A 6,862-nucleotide genomic window follows, 5' to 3' on the forward strand; every position below is an offset into this window, starting at 1 on the left:
CGGCGCCGGCGGCGAGCTTCAGGGCGGCGCGCCGCGCATTCATCCAATTCTCTCCACGAGAAGCGTCTGAACCTGGCGCTCGTCGGCGCGCAGGATCCGGATGCGGAAGTTCTTTTCTTCGAGCACTTCGTCCGCGCGGGGCACGTGCTCGAAGCGGTCCGTGACGAGACCCCCGATCGTTTCGCAGTAGGGGTCTTCGAGGTCCGCGCCGAAGTATTCGTTGAACTGCTCAATGGGCGTGATCGCCTTCACGCGCCAGGCCTTCCCGTCGGGGACGATGTTCCCGGACTTGTCCTCACGGTCGAATTCGTCGGAGATGTCGCCGACGATCTGTTCCAGAACGTCCTCAATCGTGATGAGGCCCGAGACGCTCCCGAATTCGTCGATCACGAGCGCCATGTGCGAGCGCGTCGCCTTGAAGTCGCGCAGGAGCACGTTCGTCGGCTGGCTCTCGGGAATGAAGCGCGCGGGACGCAGGAGCGTCTTCACGTCGAGGTCGGGCTTCGTGATGAGCTTCAGAAGATCCTTTGCGTGGATCAACCCCAACACGTTGTCGAGGTCGCCGTCGACGGCGGGGAAACGCGAGTGGCCGGATTCGTTCACGATCGAGAGCCACGTCTCTTGAGGCTCTGAGAGGTCAATCGCGTAGATCTGCGAGCGCGGCACCATCAGTTCGTGGGCGCGCAGCTCCGAAACGGTGAGCGCGCCCTCCATCATCGAACACGTGTCGGTGTCGATCAGTCCGCGCTCAAGCGCTTCGCGAAGGGTTTCGCGGACGGCCTCGCGGTCGGCGGGCGCGTCGTCGTGGAATGCCGCCGCAAGGCGGTCGAAAAAGCCTTTCGGCTTCGTACTGGGAGGTTCGTTGTTCTGCATGGATGCGGGAAAACGGATTCGAGCTTTCAGGATACACGTTTAGTCGTGCACCATGCCGATCCGATCGCTGTAGGGATTGGGAAACCCCAACCCGGTGAGGATCTTCGTCTCGAGCGCCTCCATCTCCTCGGCCTCCTCCTCGTCGAGGTGGTCGTAGCCGCGGGCGTGAAGGACGCCGTGGACGAGCAGGTGCGCGAGATGCTCGCGGAAGGTCTTCCCCTGCTCTTCGGCCTCGCGCACGAGCACCGGCACCGCGATCACGATGTCGGCCATGACGACGGGCTCGCGCGCGTAGTCGAACGTGAGCACGTTCGTCGCGTAGTCGCGGCCGCGGAACTGGTGGTTGAGCTCGCGGCCCTCTTCAAGGTCGACGAAGCGCACGGTGAATTCCGCGTCGGTCTCGACGGCGGCGCGCATCCAGCGGAGCATGACGCGGCGGTCGGGCAGTTCGGGGAACTTCGAGCGCTGCTGCATGTGCACGGTGAGCGTGGGCGCGTTCTCGGTCATGTAGGTTCTCCTTCGAATGCTCAGCGCTGGGCGTCGGCGCCGCCCGCGCGTTCATAGGCTTCCACGATGCGCGCGACCAACGGATGGCGCACGACGTCGCGCGCGGTGAAGCGCGTGACGGCGATGCCGCGCACGTCGGCGAGGATGTCGGCGGCGTGCTTGAGGCCGCTCCTGACGCCCTTCGGGAGGTCGATCTGCGTCACGTCACCCGTGATGACGGCGCGGGACCCGAACCCGATGCGCGTCAAGAACATCTTCATCTGCTCGGGCGTCGTGTTCTGCGCTTCGTCGAGGATGACGAAGGCGTTGTTCAAGGTTCGGCCGCGCATGTAGGCCAGGGGCGCCACTTCGATCGACTGGCGCTCCATGAGGCGCTGGCTCTTTTCAAACCCCATCAGGTCGAAGAGCGCGTCGTAGAGCGGCCGCAGGTAGGGGTCCACCTTCTGCGTGAGGTCGCCCGGCAGAAAACCGAGACGCTCGCCCGCTTCGACGGCGGGGCGCGTCAGGACGATCCTCTCCACCTGGCCGCGTTCGAAGGCGTCGACCGCGGCGGCGACCGCAAGATAGGTCTTCCCGGTCCCCGCAGGGCCGATCCCGAAGCTGATGTCGTGCGAGAGGATCGCGCGCAGGTACTGGCGCTGGTTCGGCGTGCGCCCCTGGAGGTCGCGGCGGCGGGTCTTCAGGTCCACCGTCGGGCCGAGCTCCTCGTTCGTCACGCCCGCGCGGAACTGATCGTCCTCCGCGACGAAGCGCCACTGCACGGCGTCCTTCGTCACGGGTTCGGCCGAGCGTTCCGTCTCTTCGATGAGACCGCGGATCGCGCGCACGGCGCGCTCCGCGGCGGTCTTTTCGCCCGCCACACGGAAGGTCGACCCGCGGCGGCGGATCTCCACGTTCAGAACCGAACTCATCTCCCTCAGGTTTTCGTCCAGAGGCCCGCACACGAGCGCGAGTGTCGTGTTGTCGGCGGCGCTCGAAAACGTGAGCGCCTCAGCGGTGCCATCAAAGTTCTTCGTCAAAACGTTCTCCCTTCCTTCGTATGGTTTCGCGTCGGGTGAAATTCACTCCCCGTCTTCGCAGAGCTCGCCGCCCAGCGAATGCGGGAACGCTTCCGTTATTTTCACCCGGACCATCTGATTGATGAGGCTTTCGGGCCCGGGGAAATTGACGATGCGGTTGTTGTCGGTGCGCGCCATGAGGAAGCCTTCGCCGCGGCGCGCGGGCCCCACGACCAGCACGCGCTCGACGCCGCCCACCATCGCGCGGCTGATTTCCTGCGCGCGGGCGTCGTTGGCGGCCTGAAGGCGCTGCAGGCGCTCCAGCTTCACCTGATAGGGCGTGTCGTCGGGAAGACGCGCGGCCGGGGTGCCCGGGCGCGGGCTGTAGATGAAGCTGAAGCTCGCATCGAACCCGATCTCCTCCTGGAGCTTCATCGTCTGCTCGAAGTCCGCTTCGGTTTCGCCGGGGAAGCCCACGATGAAGTCGGTCGCGACGACGATCCCGGGGCGCGCGGCGCGCAGGCGCCGGATGATCGACTTGTATTCGAGCGCGGTGTAGCCGCGCTTCATCGCCGCGAGCACGCGGTCGGAGCCCGCCTGCACCGGAAGGTGCACGTGGTTGACGAGCTTCGGGAGACGCCGGTAGCAGTCGATGATGCGGTCGGTGAATTCGCGCGGGTGGCTCGTCGTGTAGCGGATGCGCTCGATCGCGTCGATTTCCGAGATGTACTCCAAGAGCATCGCGAAGTCCGCTTCGTCGCCTTCGGGCGTGCGGCCGCGGTAGGCGTTGACGTTCTGCCCCAGAAGCGTCACTTCCTTGACGCCCTGGTCGGCGAGCTGCGCGACCTCGAGGAGCACGTCCACCAACGGGCGCGAGATCTCTTCGCCGCGGGTGTAGGGCACCACGCAGTAGGAGCAGTACTTCGAGCAGCCTTCCATGATCGAGACGAAGGCGGTCGCGCCCTTGGCTTCGGGCTTGGGCAGGTGGTCGAACTTCTCGATTTCGGGGAAGCTCACGTCGACCTGCGCTTTGCCGGTTTCGACGCGGCGGCGGATCATGTCGGGGAGACGGTGAAGGGTCTGCGGCCCGAAGACGATGTCGACGTACGGGGCACGGCGGATGATGCCTTCCCCTTCCTGACTGGCGACGCACCCGCCGACGGCGATCAGGAGACGGGGGTTTTCGCGCTTGAGTTCACGCAGGCGGCCGAGGTCCGAGAAGACCTTCTCCTGCGCCTTTTCGCGAATCGAGCACGTGTTGATGACGACGAGGTCGGAAGCTTCGGGGGTGTCGACGCGTTCGGTGCCGAGCTCGCTCTTCAGGAGGTCGGCGAGTCGCGACGAGTCGTAATCGTTCATCTGGCAGCCGAAGCTGCGGAGGTAGAGTTTCTGAGCAAACACGGTTTAGGTCCGGTGACTGGAAACGTTGGCGGGCGTGCCGCACCGGCCGGAGGGGCCCGGACGGCGCGACGAGAATAACAAAAAAGCCCCGCCGGACGGCGAGGCTTCTTTGTTGAATTTGGTGGCGCATCACGGACTCGAACCGCGGACACAAGGATTATGATTCCTCTGCTCTAACCGACTGAGCTAATGCGCCGTTGAGAATCAGAATTGTGCCGAGACGCAAGTCTCCCGTCAAGCGGCCGTTACAAATTCTTACGCTTTGTCGGAAGCCCCTCCTTCGTCCACTTTCGGCCACATCGCGAAGAAGTGGTGCGTGGGCCCGTGGCCCGAACCGACGTCGAGCTCGTCGGCGTGACGGATCGCCCCGGTGATGTAGGCCTTCGCAAGACGCACGGCGTTGAGCATGTCGTTCGTCGAAGCGAGGTACGCGGCCAGGGCGGAGGAGAGCGTGCAGCCCGTCCCGTGGGTGTTGGCGGTTTCGATGCGGGGCTCGGAAAAGCGCGCCGTCGCGAGACCGTCGGTCAGAAGGTCCGTACTCTGCTCGCCCGAGAGGTGGCCGCCCTTCAGGAGCACCCAGGCGCCCTCACGGCGCCCCATCAGTTGACGGAGCTTCCGGGCGCTCTCTTCCGGGTCCTCCGCCACGGCGCCCGTCGGGATGCCGAGGAGTTCGCCCGCTTCCGGGATGTTGGGCGTGATGACGCTCGCCAGGGGGAGAAGACGCGTGCGCAAGCGCTCGACGGCATCTTCGCGCAGGAGCCGGTCCATGCTTTTCGCGACCATCACCGGGTCCAGAACGACCCAGCGGGGCTTCCAGCGTTCGATCGCCGAGGCGACCGCCTCGATCACCTCGCAGTCGTTCAGCATCCCGATCTTCACCGCGTCGATGCGCACGTCCTCAAAGAGCGTGTTCAGCTGCTCGGTGACGAACGCGGCCGGGACGGGCATGACGCCCGTCACACCCTTGGTGTTCTGGGCCGTGAGCGCCGTGATGACGCCGCAGGCGTAGGCGCCGCAGGCCGACATCGCCTTGATGTCGGCCAGGACGCCCGCTCCGCCCGAGGGGTCGACCCCGGCGATGCTCAGGACATGAGGGATTCGTTTTTTCTGGCCGTCCGCCATACTTCCTCCAGGAGGGTCATCATCCGGGCCGTGGCGCCCGACCAATGCTTCGCAAACTGAGCGGCGCGCCCGCCCGCGGCGCGGCGCGCTTCGGGGTCGTCGAGCCAACGGGTGAACTGCGCGATCGCCGCCTCGGGGGTCTCCACCTGCAGCATCGCGCCTTCCGCGACGCCGTCGCGGACGATCTTGTCGAAATTGAAGACCGAGGGGCCGACCACCAGGGCGGTCCCCGCCATGGCGGGCTCGATCACGTTCTGGCTCCCGAAGGGCTCGAACGAGCCGCCCATCGCGGCCATGTCGGCCAACGCGCAGTAAAAGCTCATCTCGCCCATCGAATCGCCCAGAAGCACGTCCGCGTCCGCCGGAATCGACGCGGCGTCGCGAAGCTTCGAGCGGCGAACGACGCGAAGGCCTTCGGCTTCAAAGGCCGCGGCGGCTTCGTCGAAGCGCTGCGGGTGGCGCGGCACCGCGAGAACCAGCGCACGGCGCGTGAAGTCCTTTTGGGCGGCGATCGCCTTCGCAAAGCGCACCTCTTCGCCGACGCGGGTCGACGCGAGAAGCGCCACGGGCCGCGTGACCTCGCTCTTCCAGGCGCGGGCCGCGGCGCGCTGGCTCGCATCGGGCTTCAGATCGAACTTGATGCTCCCGCAAACGGTGATGTTGGGGGCGCCCAAGCTCGCAAGCCGCTCCGCGTCCTCGTCGCTTTGCGCGAGCACCGCGCTGAAGCTCGCGAAGGCCGGACGCATGACGTCGATCACCTGCTCGGCCTTCGCCTTCGACTTTTCGCTCTCTCGCGCGTTCGCGAGCACCATCGGGATCCCGAGGCGCGCGGCTTCGCGCATGACGTTGGGCCACACTTCGGTTTCCATGATGACACCCATCGTCGGGCGGGTCTGGCGGAAGAACCGTTCGACCGCATAGGGCGCGTCGTAGGGGAGGTAGCACTGGTGGATGCGCTCGGGCGCCAGGTCCACCAAGGCGCGCCCCGCTTCGCGACCCGTGGGCGTCATGTGCGTCAGGAGAACGTCGCACTCGGGCCAGGCCTTCAGCATGGCTTCCAAAAGCGGCTTCGCCGCGTTCGTTTCGCCCACGCTCACGGCGTGGAGCCACACGCGGGGCTTTTCGCCCTTCGGGGGATAGCTCGACCACGCGAAGCGTTCGTCCCAGAAGTCGCGGTAGGCGGGCTGCTTGCGGGAGCGCCACATCAGGTAGAGGCTCGCCAGAGGGAGAGCCACCATCGTGAAGGCGCGGTACATGCCCGGTGTGATTTTCATAACTTTCCTTCAACCGGAAGGCGTCCCGGGGACGCCCTCCCGAAAAATGCGTTCGGTTCGTGCTCAAGCCCTGCCGCGGGCGAGCACCCTTTCTGCGGCGGCGAGGACTTCGTCCGCGCCCGGCACCTTGCCGACGCCGCCCAGGCTCTCGACGGGGCCGTCCCCGAAGAGCCGCAGCGTCTCCAGGGGCGTGGAAACGAAGATCCCGACGGAGGGGCAGCCCAGGGCCGCCGCCAGGTGGGAGAGCCCCGTGTCGACGCCGACCGTGAGGCTCGCGCCCTTCAAACCCGCCGCCACCGCGGCGAGCGGGGCGCGGGGCGCGACCACGGCGCCCTCGACCTGCGCGGCGATCCGCCGCACGCGCTCCTCTTCGACGGCGCTCCCCCAGTAGAAGACGGAGGGGAGCCCGCGCGCCAAAAGTTCGCGGCAGAGCGTCACCCAGTGCGCTTCGGGCCAAAGCTTCTCGTCGCGGCTCGTGTTGACGGCCATCGCGGCGTACGGGGTCGCCATTGCCGGCACGGGTTCCGCCTTGGCGTCGAGCCCGAAGACGGCGTCGCCCCCGCGGAGGGGGTAGCCCAAAGCTTCGGCCGCAGCAGTTCGGTAGCGGAGCACCGCCCCCATCTCTTCGGGAAGGTCGAGGTGGCGCGAATAGAAAAACGATGCGATCGGCTCGCGCACCGTGCGGCG

General features: G+C 66.5%; 7 protein-coding genes and 1 tRNA gene. All 8 read right to left on the bottom strand.

Annotated features, from left to right (window positions below):
• Positions 1-39: 39 nt before the first annotated feature.
• Positions 40-873, bottom strand: coding sequence for a CorC family transporter (locus tag HMPREF9440_RS08020; protein ID WP_008543175.1), 834 nt, complete (start codon positions 871-873; stop codon positions 40-42).
• A 39-nt stretch (positions 874-912) separates the two neighbouring features.
• On the bottom strand, positions 913-1,380 hold the full coding sequence (gene ybeY / locus HMPREF9440_RS08025) for an rRNA maturation RNase YbeY (protein ID WP_008543176.1): 468 nt from the start codon (positions 1,378-1,380) through the stop codon (positions 913-915).
• 20 nt (positions 1,381-1,400) lie between these two features.
• The gene (locus HMPREF9440_RS08030) at positions 1,401-2,399 is read right to left on the bottom strand and encodes a PhoH family protein (protein ID WP_008543177.1); all 999 of its coding nucleotides are present in this window, start codon (positions 2,397-2,399) and stop codon (positions 1,401-1,403) included.
• A 42-nt stretch (positions 2,400-2,441) separates the two neighbouring features.
• Positions 2,442-3,779, bottom strand: coding sequence for a tRNA (N6-isopentenyl adenosine(37)-C2)-methylthiotransferase MiaB (gene miaB / locus HMPREF9440_RS08035; RefSeq protein WP_008543178.1), 1,338 nt, complete (start codon positions 3,777-3,779; stop codon positions 2,442-2,444).
• Positions 3,780-3,898: 119 nt separating this feature from the next.
• Positions 3,899-3,975 (bottom strand) — tRNA-Met (locus tag HMPREF9440_RS08040).
• 59 nt (positions 3,976-4,034) lie between these two features.
• Positions 4,035-4,901 carry a bifunctional hydroxymethylpyrimidine kinase/phosphomethylpyrimidine kinase gene (gene thiD / locus HMPREF9440_RS08045; protein ID WP_008543180.1) on the bottom strand — a complete coding sequence of 289 codons (867 nt, stop codon included), beginning with the start codon at positions 4,899-4,901 and terminating at the stop codon, positions 4,035-4,037.
• Complete coding sequence (locus HMPREF9440_RS08050; RefSeq protein ID WP_008543182.1) at positions 4,862-6,175, bottom strand: 3-deoxy-D-manno-octulosonic acid transferase; 1,314 nt, start codon at positions 6,173-6,175, stop codon at positions 4,862-4,864. Before HMPREF9440_RS08050 ends, thiD begins: the two co-directional genes overlap by 40 nt.
• 63 nt (positions 6,176-6,238) lie before the next feature.
• Positions 6,239-6,862 (bottom strand): glycosyltransferase family 9 protein (locus HMPREF9440_RS08055; RefSeq protein ID WP_040764992.1); only part of this gene is annotated, 624 nt, incomplete at its 5' end.

This window comes from Sutterella parvirubra YIT 11816 (assembly GCF_000250875.1).
GTDB classification, from domain to species: domain Bacteria; phylum Pseudomonadota; class Gammaproteobacteria; order Burkholderiales; family Burkholderiaceae_F; genus Sutterella; species Sutterella parvirubra.